The following is a 16,924-nucleotide window of genomic DNA, read 5'->3' on the forward strand; positions in this document are numbered from 1 at the left end:
CCGGGCTCGGCGAGGAGGTCCGCATGAACGAGCTGAGTGGCAAGACGGCCCTGGTCACCGGGGCCACGAGCGGGATCGGCCGGGCGAGCGCCACCGCGCTCGCCGCACGGGGAGCCACCGTCGTCGTGCACGGACGAGACGCCGGGCACGGCGAGCAGGTGGTCAAGGAGATCGAGGCGGCGGGCGGCTCCGCTCAGTTCGTCGCGGCCGACCTGACCGACCCGGCGCAGGTCACCGCGCTGGCCGAGCGGGCGGGACCGGTGGACGTGCTGGTCAACAACGCGGGCCGGTCGTGGTTCGGGCCGAGCGGTGATCTCGAAACCGCGACCTACGACACGATGTTCGACGGCAACGTGCGCGCGGCGTATCTGCTCACCGCCGCACTGGCCCCGGGCATGGCCGCCCGCGGATCCGGATCGATCGTCAACGTCGCCAGCATGGCGGGCCTGGTCGGACTGGCTGGCGGCGCCGCCTACAGCGCGACCAAGGCGGCGCTGTCCGCGATGACGCGCTCCTGGGCGGCCGAGTTCTCGCCGGCCGGCGTGCGGGTCAACGCCGTCGCCCCCGGCCCGGTCTACACCAGCGGGACGTCGGCCGACCGTATCGATGGGCTTGCCGCCACCACGCTGCTTGGCCGGGCGGCCGATCCCGCGGAGATCGCCGAGGTCATCGCGTTCCTGTCCACCGACGGCGCCGGCTACATCACCGGCGCGACCATCCCGGTCGACGGTGGCCGCACCGCCGTCTGACCCATCCAGTGCAGGGATGCCCCGTCCGTCAAACGCCCGGACACAGTCCGCGCAGGGTCGCCTCGACGCCCGGCGCGTGCAGGCCTACACGCCCAGGAAGTCGCGTACCTGATCGGCGGTGAGCCCGGCCGTCAGCGGGAGGGAACGGTCGGCGTCGGACATCACGAACAGGTGCACCTCGGGCTCGTAGGACGGCAGCACCGACGCCCACCAGGCGACGAAGTCCGCGATCGCGTCGGGCCGCAGCGGCTCGAACGTGACCGTGCATCCGTCGCGCAGCAGCTCGACCTCCACGCTGCCGTCGCCTGCCGGCAGGACCGCGTAGGCGGCGGTCGCACGGTCGTCGCGGCCGATGACCGCCCCGGTCGCCCGGGGCCAGCGGCCGCGGACGGTCTCGAGCCACGCCCCCGGTTCGAACTGCCACGCTGGGGTTCCCATGGGCACCGCCGCAGCATCGCTCATGTCCACATCCTAGATCTCGACCCGGATGAATCCCGGCACGCCGACGGCGACCATCCGCTCACGCATGAACGTGGCGACCTCGATGTCGTTGGTGACGATCTCGAGGATCTCGAGCGGGTTCGCCGGGTCCTCGATGGCATCGAGGTACTTCTGCAGCCGCTTGTCGATGTCGACGACGGCGAAGTTGCGCAGCTTCTCCGGCATGGAGGGCGGATAGTAGAAGCTGCTGTTCTTGTGCGAGCCCCGGTACTTGGCGTCCTGCGCCGAGCCGCGCTGCCCGTCCAGGCCGTCGGCCCAGGTCTGCCGCCCGCCGCCGGGTGCCACGTTGTACTCGGTGGCGCCCAGTTTGTCGCGCTGGTAGTCGTACTGGGGACCGGCCTGGGTCACCGCCCGGGTCAGGTTGGCCGCGTCGAGCCGCTGCGCGTACGCCCGCATGCCCGCCTGACCGGCCGCGTCGAGCAGGACGCGTTCGGTGCCGTCGATGAGGGTGACCGTATCGCCGACCGCACTGCCGAGCTGGATCTGTTCGATCAGGTTCGCCAGCTCCGTGGCGGACATCGCACCGCTCAGGAAGGACCGGACGAGCCAGGTGCCGACCAGGGCCGCGGCGGCGGCACCGACCACGACGATGCCGGTGAGGGCGGCCGGTTCGGAGCAGCCGGCGGCGGGCGAGCCGGGGATCGTCTCGTAGCTGATGCCGCAGGCGAGGGCGGCGCCGGGGGACGCGAGCAGCAGCGCGGCGACGGCGGCGAGGAGGACCAGCGCCGCGCGGAACACCCGGGCCGGGCTCACGCGGCGACCGCCTGAGCGCGGGCGCCGGAGCGCTGGATGCCGGCGTCGCGGCGCAGCCGCAGGATCCGCATCCGGAGTTCGTCGTCGCCGGGTGCGTCGGGTGCGGTCTCGCCGCGGGTGCGGTGCCACAGCTGGGTCGCGAGCTCGAGCTGGGCCTGCTGCAGGCGGTCCATCGCCCGGTACGCGGCCCAGCCGTCCCGGCGCAGGAGCGTGATGCGCAACCAGAAGCGCCGGGCCGGGCTCAGCAGCACCGGGACCTCGGCGGCCCGCACCGTGCCGAACCCGACGTCCGCCTCGGTCAGCAGCTCGGCGGACAAGCCCGCCGCCTGGCTGCGCCCGCCGGCGCGGACGAGGAGGGTGTACATGACGACGATCGGGGCCTGGACGACGATCAGGATCAGCACCGGCAGCACCACCGTGTCGAGGGTCGGGGTGACGTCGAACCAGCGGGACTCGGCCCGGCCGAACCAGGGAAAGATGACGTCGCAGGCGAAGTGGCCACCGATGCCGGCGATGAGGCCACCCGCGACGGCGGCGATGCGCTGCCGGCGGTCGGCGAGCTGGCGCGCCACCCCCAGCCCGGCCCCGACCACGGCCGTGAACGCGGCGTGGGACGCCAGCAGGCCGACCGACTGGCGCATGAAGAACTGGAAGGAGGCGACCCCGCCGTGCGCGGCCGCGGTGTACTCGACGCTCTCGTTGAGGTTGAAGCCGAGCCCGATCGCCGCGCCGAGGACCACGCCGGACACGACCCCGTCGAAGTACCGGCGCAGGACCAGGAACACCAGGAGGATCCCGGCGCCCTTGCCCAGCTCCTCGAAGAGGCCCGCGTTGAACGCGAGCCCGACGTTGATGTCGTGCATGACCCGCATCGACGTGGTCAGGTCGCCGGCGTCGACGCCGGCCTCGATGGTGCTCTTGGCGTAGCGCGGGGCGTAGTCGAGGTACCAGATGTTCGTGGAACCGCCGAAGCCGCCCGCGACGAGCGCGCCCCAGGCGACACCGGCCAGCAGCAGCCAGATCGGCATCCGGCGGTACCGCTGCAGCCGTTGCACCGTCCACACCGCACCGGCGGTGCTGAGCAGGCACAGCACCAGGATGCCGACATCGCTGAACAGGAAGTACAGCGACAGCACCAGGTAGGGCGCCAGCAGCACGCCGGCGGTCACCACGACGGCGAGCGGACCGCGCCGTTCGCCGGCGAGCCGCGGGTAAGCCAGCCAGACGGCCGCGGCCAGCACCCAGCCGGCGATGAAGCACCAGAACTCGACCCTGACCACCGGCTGCTGCAGATCGCCGAACAGCCCGATCACCGGATCGGTGTCGACGACCCGGGGCGCGGCCGCGTCGAGCAGCATCTCGACCCCGTACCAGCCCGACATCGCGAGCGCGATCACCAGCACGGGCGCCGGCCGGATGCCGCGAAGCCCGGCGCTCAGCGCGGCGTCGGCCCGCAGGATCGCCGCCCTCATCGCCCGGCCCCCCGCGTCGGGAACTGCGGCAGCGGCGGCAGTCCGGTCGGGAAGTTGGTCGGGAGGTTGGTGGGCAGCCCCGGAACCGACGGGATCTGCGTCGACTGCTCGGTGTCCACCGCACAGCCGACCACCAGGCCCGAGGTTGCCAGCACGACGCCCAGGGCGCCGCAGACGATCATCATGCGGTACTGCGGCCGCCGCTCGTATCCCGGTGGACCCGGATCGCCGCCCGTCGCTGCCATGTCGTTACCCCCGCTCCGACTTCGACCTCCCGGTCGATCGACGGACACAAAGATACATGGTTGTCACTCCCCGTGGGGGGCGCCGGTTCACGGGTGCAGGCGGGCGTCCAGTTCGGCCGTCTGCTGGGTGGCGCCCAGCCCGGCGTACAGGTCGCGGGCCTCCGTCCACGCGGCGCGGGCGGCGGCCGGGTCGGTGGCGCGCTGGGCGTCGCCGAGGGTCTGCAGGGCGCCGGCGAGGAACGAGGACCAGCCGCGGGTACGCCACAGCCGCACCGACTCGCGCAGCCGTTCCAGCGCCTCGGCGGGCCGGCCCTCGGCCAGGTCGAGCTCGCCGAGCACCCCCAGCGCGTCGGCGACGTGGTGCGACATCGTGTACTCGCGGCCCAGGGCCAGGGTGGCCTCGGCGGCGGCGCGGGCGCGGGGGTCGGCCTGCTTGCTGTACACCCGGGAAAGGGCCAGCATCGTGAGGGCCAGGGCGTAGTGGTCCCGGTAGCGCTGGGAGATGACCCGGGACTCCTCCAGGAATCCGAGGGCCTCGTCAAGCCGGCCGGCCTCGCCGTGGCCGATGCCGAGGAACTGCAGGACGGCCGCCTCGTAGCGCGGGTTGCCCAGGGCGCGGGCGTCGTCGAGGCCGGCGAACAGGTGCTCCAGGATGCCCGCGGACCGGCCCTGTTCGCGCAGGGCGACGGCGATGGCCACGTGGGCGCGGGCGCGGCCGCCGAGGTGTCCGGCGTCGGTGGCCAGGCGCAGCCCGCGCTCGGCCGCGGCCAGGGCCTCCGCGTGCGCGCCGCGGGCCACGAGGCCCCAGGCGAGCATGACGGCCGCGTCGGCCATCCCGCGCGGCTCGGCCAGGGCGGTGAACAGGTCGGTGAGCCGGCGGGCGTCCGCCTCGAGGCCCGCCATCGCGCCGGGGCCGGCGCTGTTCCAGGCGCGCACCTCGGCCAGGCCGCGCAGCATGACCGCCTCGCCGAGGGTGTTGCCGGTACGCCGGCACAGCAGCATGACCCGCTCGTTGGTGGTTCGCCAGGACTCGTACATGCCGCGCAGGTCGAAGTACTTCTCCATGGTGCCGGCGAGGCTGAAGGCGAGGTCGTCGAGGTCGTGCTCGCACGCCTGGCGCACCGCGGCGAGCAGGGCGGAGCGCTCGGCGTCGAACCACTCCAGGGGGTCGAAGCGGCTCAGGTCGGGCACCGGCGGGCGGACGGCCGGGCCGGACAGCACCGCGAAGCACGGGCCGGGCACGCCGGGCGCCATCCGCTCGGCCAGGGCCAGCCAGCCGCCGAGGCCGCGGGTCAGCGCGCCGTCCGCCTCGTCCGGCTCGGCCAGGGCGAGCGAGCGGGCGTAGAGCCGGACGAGGTCGTGCAGCCGGTAGCGCACCTGCCCGATCGCGTCGGTCCGGGCGAGCATGAGCAGCTGCGCGTCGACGAGCGCGTCGAGGTGCTCGACGGCGTCGTCGGGCGGCGCCTCCAGCAGGCACGCGGCGAGCCACACCGGCACGTCGGGCGCGTCGAACAGGCCGAGCATCCGCAGCAGCCGCTTGGCGACGTCGCTGAGCCCGCGGTAGCTCAGCGCCAGCGACGCCCGCACCTCCAGGTCCCCGGCGGTGAGCCGGTCGAGGCGGCGGCGCTCGTCGGCGAAGTGCGCGGTGAGGTCGGCCAGCCGCCAGCCGGGCCTTGCCGCGAGGCGGGCGCCGGCGACGCGGACGGCGAGCGGCAGTTTTCCGCACAGGCGCACGAGTTCCGCCGCGGCGGCGGGTTCGGTCGCGACCCGCTCGGCGCCGGCCACCTCGCCCAGCAGGCGCAGGGCGTCGGTGAGGGCGAAGTCGCCGAGGTCGAACCAGCGGGCACCCTCCACGCCGGCCAGCCGGGCCCGTCCGGTGACGATGACCGCGCAGGTCGCCGAGCCGGGCAGGAGCGGGCGGACCTGGTCCTCGGCGGCGGCGTTGTCGAGGACCACGAGGATGCGGCGGCCGGCGACGCGGCTGCGGTACAACGCGGAGGCTTCGACCTCGTCGTCGGGCACGGCGTGGCTGTCGACGCCGAGCGCGCGCAGGAACCGGGCGAGCACCTCGATCGGCGTGGCCGGGGCCGGGTCGATGCCGCGCAGGTTCACGTAGAGCTGGCCGTCGGGGTAGCCGGCCGCGACGCCGTGCGCGAGGTGCACCGCGAACGCCGTCTTGCCGACCCCGCCCATGCCCGCGACGCCGACCACGACGAGCGCGTCCTTGCCGCCGGTGAGCAGCTTGCGGGCCGCGGAGAGCTCGGCGGCGCGGCCGGTGAAGTCGGGGATGTCCGGCGGCAGCAGGGCGGGGACCTGTGCGGCGGCCGCGGCCGGGGGCAGCTCGACGGTCTCGTGCGCCTGCGGCACCTCGTCGCGCAGTACCCGCACGTGCGCGGCCTGCATCTCCTGCGACGGCTCCACGCCGAGCTCGTCGACGAGGCGGGCGCGGACCTCGGCGTACAGGCGCAGGGCGGCCGCCCGCTCGCCCCCGCCGGCCAGCAGGAGCATCAGCCGGGTGTGCAGCCCCTCGTGGAACGGCTCGTCGCGGGCCAGGCGGGACAGCGGGGTCACGGCCCGCTCGTACAGCCGCAGCTCGATCGCCAGATCCGCCAGTCGCAGGGCCGCGGCGAGGCGCCGCTGGCCGAGCGCGGCGGCGGCCGGGTGCCCGCGCAGCCGGGGGTTGGCGTCGGCGAGCACCGGCCCGCGCCAGCACCGCAGCGCCTCCTCGAGCAGTCCCAGCGCGTCGCCGGGCACCGTCGCCCCGACCTTCGCGGCGCGGGCGACGAGCCCGGCGAACCGGGTCACGTCCACCGCGTCGCCGTCGATGCGCAGCCGGTACCCGTTGTGCGTCAACGGCAGCACCCCGTCCGCCGAGCGCCGGCCGTGGTCCGGTTCGAGGATCGCGCGCAGTTTTCCGACGGCGGCGTGGACCTGGGTGGCCGCGGTCTTCGGCGGCCGGGCGCCCCACAGCGTCTCGACGATCTCGTCCCGCGACACCGGCTGGTCGGCCTGCAGGGCCAGCAGGCCGAGCAGCCCGCGCTGGGCCGAGGTGGCGATGCCGATCGGCTGCCCGCCGCGGGACACGGTCAGCGGGCCGAGCACGTCGACCTCGGTCTTCTCGCGCCGCTCGCGGCCGTCCCGGTCGAGCACCGCGAGCAGTTCGTCGCGCTCCTGCTCGCTCAGCCCGAGGGCGGCGGCGAGCCGGTGCAGGGAACCGGCGTGGGGCGTGCGCACCCGGTCCCGTTCGATGTCGCGCAGGGCCCGGACGCTGATCCCGGTGCGCTCGGCGAGTAACTCCTGAGTTAGTCCGGCCCGCCGCCGGTGCCGTTCTATGAGCACGCCGATGGGGACCGATCGGGGCCCTGCCTGGGCCGATGCGTCCATGCGATGCCTCTGGACCGGGTGCCGGTAGGCGCGACTGCGGCAGAAATCTGCCGGCGTCGATTCTGCCGGTTCGGTGGCACCCGGTCCAGTGTCGGATCAGCGTCCATTGGCGTAATAGTTGCCCCACATCGCGACCTCGACCGGGGCGGTGCCGGCGCCGTTGGTGTTCCAGCCGCTCAGGTCGTAGTTGGGGTACGAGAACGGGTTGGCGAACGGCGGGGTCATGTTGCAGGGGTTGTAGTAGTCGCAGTAGTACATGCCGTAGGAGCCCGGTCCGGCGGTGCGCATGCCCGCGTGGCTGAGGCCCTGGCCGGGGTTGTAGAGGATCTTGTGCCCCATCTTGGCGGTGGCGTCGAAGTCCAGGGCGCTGTCGAAGTAGATGAGCCCGTCGTCGGCCGAGCCCTCGATCGTCCAGTCGGTGCCGCCCCGGCCGCCGCGCACCTGCGCCTGCGGGTTGGCCCGGCCCTGGATCCAGTCGCGCATGAACGGGTCGTCCTCGCTCATCTGCCGGCACTGCGTGTTGTGCCAGGCCGCGATGCAGGTGATCGAGGAGGACGCCCAGGCGCCGGCGTGCGGGGTGCTCAGCGTGCTGACGTCCTCGACGTACAGGTACGGCGGCCAGGCCTGGGTATTCGACGGCGACGTGCCCGGGTACTGCGTGCCGGTGATCGCCGCCCGCGTGACCAGGCCGCCCATCGAGTGCGCCACGACGTCGATCGACACCCCGAACTTGGACCACGTGTTCCAGATCAGCCAGGCGAGGGAGTTGCCGAGCTGCTCGATGGGGATGTCGCGGGTCCCGTTGCCGTAGAGGCGGTAGTCGCAGCCGGTGTAGTCGCCGTAGTAGGTGACGGTCTTGAGCTGCGCGTCGGTCCAGCCGTGGTTGCGGTACATCTGCTTGGCGTTGGCCCACACCGAGGAGCAGCTGTCGCCGGCGGTGTCGTAGCCGTGCACGAACAGCACCGGGCGCCGGCCGTCGGTGCGGGCGGGCGGGGAGAACGCCTCGGGGCAGGGGGCCATGCCGGGCCAGGGGTCGGTGCTGGTGTACACGTCGACGGCGGGCATGTACCCCCAGTTGCCGCGCGCCTCCATGCCGGGGAAGGGGCGGTCGCCGAGGGTGTAGTACCAGACGTCGTTGCCGCCGGAGTGCGCCTCACCGCGCCGGTAGCACAGGAACCAGCTGGTCGTGCTGTCCATGTAGGCGGTGGGCGTGCCGTAGGCGGCGTCGCCGTACAACCGCGCGCCTCTGGTGTTGCCGCACGTCCAGCGGCTGGTGAAGCGCCAGCCGGTGTTCGGGTCGACCGTGGTCGCGCTCGTCTGCCCGCAGGTCCCGGCGCTGGCGGGCAGCGCCGGGAGGACGACGAACGCGGCGCAGAGCAGCAGTAACGCCGCGATCCTTCTCATGGGCCGGACTCTATGGAGCGCGACCATATGCGGCGCTGAGTCGCGGCTATGCCTCGCGCGGACCCGTTGAGCTGGGCGTGCGGCAGTCCGGCGGCAGATTGCCGCCCGCTTAGTCCGCGCTTAGCCGGCGTATGCGTCGCCGTCCATACGTTCGGCGCATGACCAACACCTTGCACCGCCTGCGCTGGCCGGCCCTGCTGGTCGCGCTCGTCCTCGTGGCGACCGTGTTCTCGGTCGCGGGCCGGGCCACGCCCGCCGATGCGGCGACGGCCTGCAACATCAAGCAGTCCGGGGCCGCGGCCCAGGCCAACAATGCCGTCAACCAAGCCTGCGGACTCATCGGTACCCCGTACTCCTGGGGCGGCGGCCACGGCCCGACGCCCGGGTTGTCCTACGGGGCGTGCGACGCGTCGAACGGCGCCCCGAACGACTGCCACGTGCGCGGGCTGGACTGCTCGGGCATGGTGCGGTACGCCTACTACCTGGCCGTCGGCGCGGACGTCATCCCCGGCACGGCGCAGGGCCAGTTCGGCTCCAGCCGCGCGGTCGGGCGCTGGTACAGCGGCTCCGGCCTGGCCCCGCTGCTCCCCGGCGACCTGGTGTTCTTCGGCACCTCCGGCAACATCCACCACGTCGGCATGTACATCGGCCAGGGCTACATGGTGGAGTCGCCGAACTCGGGCTCCTACGTGCGGGTCTCGGCCGTGCTGGGCTACGGCGACTACTACGGCGCGATCCGGCTCTACAACCCCGACGGCAGCACGGTTCCGGCGCCGCCGCCGACCAACCCGGGCACCGCGTGGGTCGACACGTTCGCCGCCGCCCCGGTGTACTCCTCGCCGACGAGCACGACCCAGACCGGCACGCTGTACGCGGGCACGAACTACGTGTACTGCAAGGTGTGGGGCCGCCAGGTCGGCAGCGGCAGCTCCTACAACCACTGGTGGCTCAAGACCGACCCGGATGAGGGCCCGGCCAACCAGTACGTCTCCGCCTACTACCTGAGCCGCTGGGGCAACGACGAGGCGCGGGACAACAGCGGCGCGGTCATCAAGGACTGCACGTCGGCCCCGCCGCCCCCGCCGCCCGCCGGGAAGTACTGGGTCGACACGTTCGCCAACGCCCCCGGCTACGCGTCGGCGAGCAGCACGTCGCAGACCGGCACGCTGTACGCGGGCACCAACTACGTGTACTGCAAGGTGTGGGGCCGCCAGATCGGCAGCGGCAGCTCCTACAACCACTACTGGCTGCGCACCGACCTCGACGTCGGGCCGGCCGGGCAGTACGTCTCGGCGTACTACCTGAGCCGCTGGGGCAACGACGTCGCCAAGGACAACAACGGCGTCGTCATCCCGGACTGCTGAACGTTTCCCGCGCAACGGGGGGAGGCCGGTCACCGCTCGGTGGCCGGCCTCGCTGCTACCATGACGGGGCCCCGCGAGCGGAGGGACCAGCCATGCCGTCACCGGTCCCGTCCCGGCCGCCGACCCTCGACGAGGTCGCCGAGCGCGCCGGGGTGTCGCGCACCGTCGCCTCCCGGGTCATCAACAACGGCCCGAACGTGAGCCGGGCCAAGCGCGACGCGGTCGAGCGGGCGATCCGCGAGCTCGGCTACACCCCCAACCGCAGCGCGCGGGCCCTGGCCACCAGGCAGACCGGGGTGGTGGTGCTGGCCGTCTCCGGCGACGGGCCCGAGGTGTTCGGCGACCCGTTCTTCGCGCAGGTCATCGTCGGCGCGTCGGCCGCGCTGGAGAAGACCGACCTGCATCTCATGCTCAGCCTGGCCATCAACGACCACGGCCTGCGCCGGCTGCGCACCTTCCTGCAGACCCGCGGGGCCGACGGCGTGATGCTGGTCGCCACGCGCGGCGCCGATCCCCTGGTCGACATCGCCGCGAAGTCCGGCCTGCCGACGGTGTTCATCGGCCTGCCGGTGACCGGGACCCCGCCGTACTTCGTCGACGTCGACAACGCCGGCGGCTGCCGGACCGCGACCGAGCACCTCATCCGCGGCGGTCGGCGCCGGATCGCGATGATCGCGGGGCCGGAGGACACCGCCGTGGGCCGGGAACGGCTGCGCGGCTACACGGAGGCGCTGCGGCTGGCCGGGATCGAGCCGTGCGCGACCGCTCCCGGCGACTTCATGGAGGCCAGCGGCGCCGAGGCGATGCATGCGCTGTTGAGCGCACGACCGGACCTCGACGCCGTGGTCGCCGCGAACGACAACATGGCGGCCGGGGCCATGCGGGTGCTGCGCGAGGCCGGCCGCACGGTCCCCGGCGACGTGGCCGTGGTGGGCTTCGACGACATGCCGATCGCGCAGCACACCGACCCGAAGCTCACCACCATGCACCAGCCCGTGCAGTCGCTGGGCCGGGAGGCCGCCCGGATGCTGGTCGAGCTCCTCGACGGCGCCCAGCCGGTCTCGCTCATCCTGCCGACCGGGCTCGTCGTGCGGGAGTCGGCCTGATCAGTACTTCGTGTACTGCATCCAGTCGTAGGTGGCGGTCAGCGCATGGCCCGGGTAGGTGAACGGCTGCAGCCAGCCGTCGACGCCGATGCCCGGCCACAGGTTCATCATGATGCGCTGCGGGTGGGTGGGCAGCGGCCCGCGTGAGCCGGTCTCCTGGTGCACGAGCCGGCCGTCGACGAACCAGTTGATGGTGCCCTGGTTCCACCACTCGAACGCGTAGTTGTGGTACCCGGCCGAGGCGTCGAACCCGAGGTTGATGACGGTCTCGTGGCCGCCGACGCCGTTGGTGAAGTAGTTGGTCTGCAGCTGGGTGGTGTTCTTGCCGAGGATCTCCACGTCGATCTCGTCCCACGGCTGGCCGTCGCTGGGCCCGGTGTAGGTGAAGAACGACGTCACGGTACCGGGGTTCTTGACGGCCTTGAGCCGCGCCTCGAAGCGCCCGTAGGTGAACAGGTCGTTGGTGCGGTACTCGCCGGACGCGTAGGGCTTGCCGGAGCAGCCGCCCGGGCAGGGGGTCTTGTCGAGGTTGATGCCCATCACGCCGCCGCTGAACCAGACGTGGTCGGCGCGCCAGCCGGCGTTGAACATGCTGCCGTTGCTGTAGCCGTCGGCCTTGTGCCAGCGGCCGGTGTCGAAGCCGTTGAAGTTGTCCGTGAAGCTGGGGCCGATGGCGGCCTGTGCGCTGGTCGCGCTCAGCCCGGCGGTGATGCCGAGCGTCGCGATGACCAGCGCGGTCAATCGGGTCCTCCACATGGTGCGTCTCCATCTGGTACGGCGAACAGGGGATTTGGCGGGATCCCGTGCACGGCCGGATTGGAAGCGCTTCCAATCGCTCGGCCTAGGCTCAGCTTGGGCGGATAGGCCGCCGATTGTCAAGGATTGCTGGAAGCGCTACCAACGACTTTCGTCTATAGTCAGGCCGGACGGAGAGAGCGCTCTCATCACCATGGAGGCAACATGCGCAGACGAGCACTGCTGGGCGCGGCCGCCGCCGGGCTGGTGGTGTCCGGCCTCGGCGCCGGCACCGCCGAGGCGCACGCGGCGCCGCCGGCCCGGTTCTTGGGCATGTTCCGCGACGGCGACCCCACCGCGATCGCCGCCGAGGTCAAGAGCCTGTACGGCGTCACGCCCGCCAGCGTGATGTGGTTCGACAGCTGGGCGAGCGGCCGCCCGTTCCCGGTCGCGGAGGCCAAGGCCCTCTGGCGCCAGGGCATCATGCCGCACTACACCTGGGAGCCGTGGGACACCACCCTCGGCCCGGCCGACCCCGCCCAGATCCACCTGCAGGACATCATCGACGGTACGTGGGACGCCTACATCAGGGCCCGCGCCCGCGAGTTCGCCGCCGTCGGCCGCCCGATCCTGGTCCGCTGGGGCCACGAGTTCAACGGCAACTGGTACCCGTGGGGCATCGCGAACAACAACAACGACCCTTCGCTGTACGTGCGGGCGTACCGCCACGTGCACCGCCTCGTCACGGCCGCCGGCGCGCGCAACGTGCGGTGGGCGTGGGCCTTCAACAACGGCTCCTCCCCGGACGAGCCCTACAACGACCCGGCCGCCGCCTACCCCGGCGACGCCTACGTCGACTGGGTCGGCATCGACGGCTACAACTGGGGTTTCGGCCCGTCCTGGGACCCGGCCGCCGACCACTGGGCATCGTTCGACGCGACCTTCGGCGCCGCCTACGCCAAGGCCCGCGCCGTCGCCCCGCGCCGCCCGGTGATGCTCGGCGAGTTCGCCTCGACCGAGGACGGCGGCAACAAGGCCCAGTGGATCGACGACATGAACGCGCTGCTGCGCTCGGGCGCGTACCCGGCGGTCAAGCTGCTCACCTACTTCGACGTGATCAAGGAGGAGCCCTGGTCGCCGGGCTCGTCCCCGGCCGCGCTGGCGGCGTTCAAGTCCTGGGTCCGGCAGCCGTACATGAAGGGCCGCGGCGCCGACCTGGCCCGGTAGCCCGCCTCGGACGGCCGTCCCGCTGGGGCGGCCGTCCCGATCGCCTACGAGGGCGCCCTGCTGCTGGTCTCCCACGACGAGCGCTTCCTGGCCGGGATCGACGTGAACCGCCGGCGGGGCCCGGACCTCAGGGGCGTTCCTCGTGCAGGTGCCAGACCTGGCGCATCGGTGCCCACCAGGTTCCCGAGCCCTCCTCGGCCAGCGACTCCTGGCACGGGTCGGTCAGGGCCCACCACTGCCGGGTCACCGGGTCGGCGGCGATGCGGGCCTGGTCGGCCGCGTGGTCGTCGCCGTGGTACTCGTAGTAGCCGAACAGCAGGTCCTCGTGCAGGAAGATCGTGTAGTTGCGGATGTTCGCGCCGAGCAGGGCCTGCTCGACGGCCGGCCACACCGCGGCGTGCAGCCGCAGGTACTCGTCGCGGCGCTCGGGGCGCAGCCGGATGACGGTGCCGAACCGTTGCACGTGCGTCCTTTCCGCGGCGCTGTGCCGCCGGTGCTGGACCCCGCCGTCGGCGATGACCCGCGACGGGTCGTGCGTGCCCAGGTTGCCGGGCCTTGGCGGCGACCGGGTCGGGCCGCGAAGCGCCTCGGGATGCCGCCGCCCGTCCACGGAGTGTAGCCGGGACCGCGATCGACTCGCGGTCCCGGCCACGGCTGGTCGCGTCACAGCTGACGGATCGTCCACTGCTGGTTGGTGCCGCCGGTGTACGGCCACTGGATGACCGCGGCGCCGTCGGCGGTCGAGCCGCCGCTGACGTCGAGGGCCTTGCCGCTGTGCCGGGCGGTGAGCCGGTAGTAGCCGCCGCCGGCGTCGGTCACGCTCCACTGCTGGTTGGCCGATCCGCTGTAGGACCACTGCACGACCGTGGCGCCGTCGGCCGTCGCGGCCTGGTACACGTCGAGGGCCTTGCCGCTGCCGGCGTTGACGACCTTGTAGTACCCGTCGCCGGCGTCCTGCAGGTACCAGCGCTGCAGGGCGCTGCCGTTGTCGGTGCGCTGGTCGACGGTGGTGCCGCCCGCGGTGGCGGCCTCCAGGGACTTGCCGCTGCGCCGGTTGCCCAGCTGGTACGTGCGGGTGGGGTCGAAGCCGGATCCGGCGGTGACGACGACGTTGTAGGCGTTGGCGGCGGCCATGTTGGGCACGGTCACGGTGATCTGCCCGTTGGTGACCGCCTGGACGGTCCGCGACACCTGGGTCGGGCCGCTGGAGGCGTTCGCGCCCGAGTTCGCCAGGGCCGAGACAGTGACGGTCACGGTGCCGCCGAAGGCCGTCGACCCGAAGCCCTTGATGACCACGTCGGTGCTGCCGGCCGAGCCGCCGAGGATGACGCTCGCGCGGCGGGCCCCGTTGTCCAGCGACGCGAGCGCCTGCAGCGCGCCGTTCTGCGAGGGCGGTGTGGCCCGGACGGTGTTGCCGGTCATGCTGCCGTACCAGTTGTAGAGGTACCAGGCGCTGGCCTTGGCCCGGCCGCCCGGGGTGAGCAGCTCGTTGAGGGTGCCGGCCGGCGTCCAGTAGGCCAGGCAGGCGTAGACCTTGCTGTTCTCGAAGCGGGCCAGGTACTGCACCAGGTTGCCGGGGATGCCCAGGTCGCGGTTCTGCCGGCCGTACTCGTTGATGTTCACCGGCAGCTTGGCGATGCCCAGGTCGGACTCGATGCGGCGGTAGTCGTCGTAGTTGGCGTACCAGTTGCTGAAGTAGGCGTCGTCCAGGGCGTGCCACGTCGTCATCTGCGGCAGCACGTTGTTGGCCTTGGCGAACGTGAAGAACGAGCGCATCGCCGTGGCGTTGTAGGCCTCGAAGTTCGGCCCGGCGATGACAGCCGCCGGGTCGATCGAGCGGATCCTCTGGTAGGCGGCCTTCCAGTCGTTGAGGAACTGGGTGAACTTCGTGCCGCTGGTGGCGTACCAGATCCAGTCGGGCTCGTTGAACGGCACGTAGACGAAGCGGCTGCGGTTCGGGTTGGCGACGACCTTGTCGGCGATCGCGGTGACGTGGGTGAGGTACTCGTTGATGCCGTTGTTCGGGTACGGCCACTGGGCGTAGTCGTCCTGCATGTAGATCATGACGGCCTTGCCGCCGGACTGCAGGAAGTCGGGGGCGACCTCGAACGCGTCACCCTCGGCGTGCTGCTGGCCGCCGGGCGGCTTCTGCCCCGTGTACTGCGGCCGCAGTCCCGCGAGCATCGACGGGTCGGGGGCGTTGTCGTACGCGAGGCCGTACAGCCAGCCGGTCGCGCCGTACATGACGGGTCCGGTGCCGGCGGCGAGATCGACGCTCACCACGGGGTTGGCGGCGAAGCTCGGCCCGGCGGGGACGAGGAGGGCGGCGGCGGCCAGCACCGCGAGGATTGTGCGCCGCATCGGCGACGCTCCTTCCGGAAGGTGGGCTATTGGCGGATAGATCACCAACTTGGGCCCAACGAGCGTCGATGTCAAGTCAGACATCAGATGTTTGGCGGCGACCCGTGCTTGATGGCGTCACAAATCGGCTCTCGCGCCGAGATTGATGAGATGTCTACACTGCACGGCGTGGGCGTGTACCTGGCCGTCGATCTCGGCGCCGAGAGCGGTCGCGTGCTGCGCGGCGACCTGCGGGACGGCCGGCTCACGCTGCGCGAGGTGCACCGGTTCGCCAACCGGCCGGTCAGCCTCCCCGACGGCCTGCACTGGGACGCGCTGCGGTTGTTCGCCGACATCGGTGAGGGCCTCGCCGCGGCCGTCGCCGAACCGGGCGGCCGGAGCGCGGCCGGCGTCGGCATCGACGCGTGGGGCAACGACTTCGCGCTGCTCGACCGGGACGGACGGCTGCTGGGCAACCCGTACCACTACCGGGACCGGCGCACCGAGGCGAGCACCGCCGTCGTCCACCGGCGGGCCGGGCCCGCGGAGCTCTATCGCATGACCGGCATCGCGCCGCTGCCGATCAACACCGCCGGGCAGCTCGTCGCGATGGAGGGCTCGGCCCAGCTCGTGGCGGCCGAGCGGCTCGCGATGATGCCGGGGCTGTTCGGGTACTGGCTGACCGGGCGCCTGGTCAACGACCGCACGATCGCGAGCACCAGCCAGCTGTTCGACGTGACGGCCCGCACCTGGTCCGCCGCCGTCATCGAACGCCTCGGCATTCCCGCCCGCCTGTTCGCCGGCGGCGTCACCGAGCCCGGCACGTACATCGCCCCGCTGCGCGAACACCCCGGCATCCCGCTGTGGAGTGTCGCCGGGCACGACACGGCCTCAGCAGTCGCGGCCGTCCCCGCGGCCGGGCCGGCCTTCGGCTATGTCTGCGCGGGCACCTGGTCGCTGGTCGGGCTGGAACTCGGCGCGCCGGTGCTCACCGACGCGGCCCGGCTCGCCGGTTTCTCCAACGAGGTGGGCGTCGACGGCACGATCCGCTTCCTGCGCAACGGTACCGGCCTGTGGCTGCTGCAGCGGTGCCGGGCGGCCTGGGGCGCGGTGACCTATGTGGACCTGGTCGCCGCAGCGGCCGCCGCGCCGGCGTTCGCGGCGCTCGTCGACCCCGACGCGCCAGGGTTCGCCGACCCCGCCGACATGCCCGCGGCGCTGGCCGGGTTCTGCCGCTCGACCGGCCAGCCGGTTCCGGCCGGCCGCGCCGCCCTCGCCCGCTGCGTGCTGGACAGCCTGGCGTGCCGGCACCGCTGGGCGCTGGAGCGCGCCGAGGTGCTCGCCGGGCGGTCGGTGCCCGTGGTGCATGTCGTCGGCGGCGGTGCGGCCAACCCGTTGCTGTGTCAGCTCACCGCCGATCTGACCGGGCGTCCGGTGCTGGCCGGCCCCGTGGAGGCGACCGCGGTCGGCAACCTGCTCGTCCAGGCCCGCGCGGCCGGGGAGCTCGCCTCGCAGGCCGACCTGCGCGCGGTCGTGGCCCGGTCGCTGCCTGTCCGGACCTACGAGCCCCGCGCGGATTCGGGCGCCGAGGACGCCTACGCTCGGTTCCTGGCCGTGCTCGACACGGCCTGACAGGATCTGACA

Annotated in this window: 14 protein-coding genes; 5 read left to right on the plus strand and 9 right to left on the minus strand. The window is 72.7% G+C overall.

Annotated elements, in window-relative coordinates; genetic code table 11:
• Window positions 1-23 precede the first annotated feature (23 nt).
• On the plus strand, window positions 24-749 hold the full coding sequence (locus ACQPZ4_RS19460) for an SDR family NAD(P)-dependent oxidoreductase (protein WP_433062893.1): 726 nt from the start codon (window positions 24-26) through the stop codon (window positions 747-749).
• A gap of 84 nt (window positions 750-833) precedes the next feature.
• Here the strand turns inward: ACQPZ4_RS19460 and ACQPZ4_RS19465 are convergent, their stop codons facing one another.
• The 6 genes from ACQPZ4_RS19465 to ACQPZ4_RS19490 form a co-directional block, all read right to left on the minus strand.
• Entirely contained in the window at window positions 834-1,211 is a 378-nt protein-coding gene (locus ACQPZ4_RS19465) for a hypothetical protein (RefSeq protein ID WP_433062896.1), read from the minus strand.
• 9 nt (window positions 1,212-1,220) lie between these two features.
• Window positions 1,221-2,003, minus strand: a complete 783-nt coding sequence (locus tag ACQPZ4_RS19470; RefSeq protein WP_433062898.1) for a restriction endonuclease fold toxin-2 domain-containing protein — start codon at window positions 2,001-2,003, stop codon at window positions 1,221-1,223.
• The gene (locus tag ACQPZ4_RS19475; RefSeq protein ID WP_433062901.1) at window positions 2,000-3,475 is read right to left on the minus strand and encodes a PrsW family intramembrane metalloprotease; all 1,476 of its coding nucleotides are present in this window, start codon (window positions 3,473-3,475) and stop codon (window positions 2,000-2,002) included. Before ACQPZ4_RS19475 ends, ACQPZ4_RS19470 begins: the two co-directional genes overlap by 4 nt.
• Window positions 3,472-3,720 carry a hypothetical protein gene (locus tag ACQPZ4_RS19480; RefSeq protein ID WP_433062903.1) on the minus strand — a complete coding sequence of 83 codons (249 nt, stop codon included), beginning with the start codon at window positions 3,718-3,720 and terminating at the stop codon, window positions 3,472-3,474. The genes ACQPZ4_RS19475 and ACQPZ4_RS19480 overlap by 4 nt, the downstream gene beginning before the upstream one ends.
• Window positions 3,721-3,807: 87 nt before the next feature.
• Window positions 3,808-7,104 (minus strand): BTAD domain-containing putative transcriptional regulator, encoded by a 3,297-nt coding sequence (locus ACQPZ4_RS19485; protein WP_433062906.1) that lies wholly within the window; start codon window positions 7,102-7,104, stop codon window positions 3,808-3,810.
• Between the two features lie 96 nt (window positions 7,105-7,200).
• A complete protein-coding gene (locus ACQPZ4_RS19490; RefSeq protein WP_433062909.1) occupies window positions 7,201-8,508 on the minus strand; it encodes an esterase/lipase family protein in 1,308 nt (435 codons plus the stop codon).
• Between the two features lie 158 nt (window positions 8,509-8,666).
• On the opposite strand from ACQPZ4_RS19490, the gene ACQPZ4_RS19495 reads away from it, so the two are divergent.
• Window positions 8,667-9,872: a C40 family peptidase gene (locus ACQPZ4_RS19495; protein ID WP_433062912.1), complete on the plus strand. Its 1,206-nt coding sequence runs from the start codon at window positions 8,667-8,669 to the stop codon at window positions 9,870-9,872.
• A 92-nt stretch (window positions 9,873-9,964) separates the two neighbouring features.
• Window positions 9,965-10,978 carry a LacI family DNA-binding transcriptional regulator gene (locus tag ACQPZ4_RS19500; protein WP_433062915.1) on the plus strand — a complete coding sequence of 338 codons (1,014 nt, stop codon included), beginning with the start codon at window positions 9,965-9,967 and terminating at the stop codon, window positions 10,976-10,978.
• On the opposite strand, the gene bglS is transcribed toward ACQPZ4_RS19500, so the two are convergent.
• Complete coding sequence (bglS, locus tag ACQPZ4_RS19505) at window positions 10,979-11,734, minus strand: beta-glucanase (RefSeq protein WP_433062918.1); 756 nt, start codon at window positions 11,732-11,734, stop codon at window positions 10,979-10,981. It lies immediately after the preceding gene.
• Window positions 11,735-11,938: 204 nt separating this feature from the next.
• Between bglS and ACQPZ4_RS19510 the strand changes: the two genes are divergently transcribed.
• Window positions 11,939-12,940 carry a glycoside hydrolase family 26 protein gene (locus ACQPZ4_RS19510; protein ID WP_433062921.1) on the plus strand — a complete coding sequence of 334 codons (1,002 nt, stop codon included), beginning with the start codon at window positions 11,939-11,941 and terminating at the stop codon, window positions 12,938-12,940.
• A 127-nt stretch (window positions 12,941-13,067) separates the two neighbouring features.
• On the opposite strand, the gene ACQPZ4_RS19515 is transcribed toward ACQPZ4_RS19510, so the two are convergent.
• Together ACQPZ4_RS19515 and ACQPZ4_RS19520 are read right to left on the minus strand one after the other, a co-directional pair.
• Window positions 13,068-13,550 carry an L-rhamnose mutarotase gene (locus ACQPZ4_RS19515; protein ID WP_433062923.1) on the minus strand — a complete coding sequence of 161 codons (483 nt, stop codon included), beginning with the start codon at window positions 13,548-13,550 and terminating at the stop codon, window positions 13,068-13,070.
• Between the two features lie 53 nt (window positions 13,551-13,603).
• A complete protein-coding gene (locus ACQPZ4_RS19520; protein WP_433062926.1) occupies window positions 13,604-15,301 on the minus strand; it encodes an RICIN domain-containing protein in 1,698 nt (565 codons plus the stop codon).
• A gap of 150 nt (window positions 15,302-15,451) precedes the next feature.
• Between ACQPZ4_RS19520 and ACQPZ4_RS19525 the strand changes: the two genes are divergently transcribed.
• Complete coding sequence (locus ACQPZ4_RS19525) at window positions 15,452-16,912, plus strand: rhamnulokinase (RefSeq protein ID WP_433062929.1); 1,461 nt, start codon at window positions 15,452-15,454, stop codon at window positions 16,910-16,912.
• Window positions 16,913-16,924 lie beyond the last annotated feature (12 nt).

The organism is Dactylosporangium sp. CS-033363, from assembly GCF_050942475.1.
Lineage (GTDB): Bacteria > Actinomycetota > Actinomycetes > Mycobacteriales > Micromonosporaceae > Dactylosporangium.